This is a genomic window from Oleiphilus sp. HI0067 (assembly GCF_001635735.1).
Map to the genome: position 1 here is coordinate 1 of NZ_LWFI01001570.1, position 867 is coordinate 867.

The following is an 867-nucleotide window of genomic DNA, read 5'->3' on the forward strand; positions in this document are numbered from 1 at the left end:
AACTCATCATGGAAAATTTAGAAACAGCAGTACATGACGGAAAAAACTTTGAGGCACGCCAAAATATGGCCATGGCGTCATATTATGCAGGACTAGCATTTACAAAAGCAGGTGTTGGTTATGTACACGCTATTGCGCATAACTTTGGCGCTCTATACTCAACGCCTCACGGTCTCGCCAATTCGATCGTCTTACCACACATCTTGGACTATTCGAAAAGCGACATCATTCCTCAGCTTGCTGAACTTGCAAAAGCTAGTGCTTTAAAAACAGGCAGAGAAAGCAACAAACAACTCGCTGATAAATTTATAGCTAGAGTACGTAGCATGTTGCAGTCGTTCGAAATCCCAGAGACACTTGATAGCCTTAAAAAAGAAGACATCCCGCGCATTGCGAAGCTTGCTCTGGAAGAAGCACATGCAAATTACCCGGTACCAAAGTATATGGATAAGGGCACTTGCGAGGCATTAATTGGAAAAATGGTGGCGTAAAGAAGTTCACTTAATAAGTTGACGGGAGAGGCAAAGCCCTTCCTCTTCAACAAGGCAACAACACTTAACATTCAAGGCCAACTGAAGCCTTGACATTAAGTAATTAAAACGGCATAGTCTCGCGTCCTTTTTTAACGCAGGCTCAAAAAGTAAGCGATTTCGCAGTTTTGAGTCAGCTAGTTTGAATATTTTCGCGAAATTTTAGGAGCATTACGGTGGCTAACTCCCCATCTTCAAAGAAACGCGCGCGTCAACAAGAAGTACGCCGCCAACGCAACGCAAGCCAACGATCTATGGTTCGCACTTACATCAAGAAAGTTGACGCACAGATTGCTGGCGGCAACTACGATGACGCTCAAGCAGCATATGTAACTGC

The 867-nt window shown here is 44.1% G+C and carries 2 protein-coding genes; both read left to right on the forward strand.

Features of this window, described 5'->3' with window-relative positions; all coding sequences use genetic code 11:
• Window positions 1-491 (forward strand): iron-containing alcohol dehydrogenase (locus A3739_RS25595; RefSeq protein ID WP_156502839.1); only part of this gene is annotated, 491 nt, incomplete at its 5' end.
• Between the two features lie 215 nt (window positions 492-706).
• Window positions 707-867: 30S ribosomal protein S20 (gene rpsT, locus A3739_RS25600; protein WP_197472575.1), on the forward strand; the 161-nt coding region annotated here is incomplete at its 3' end.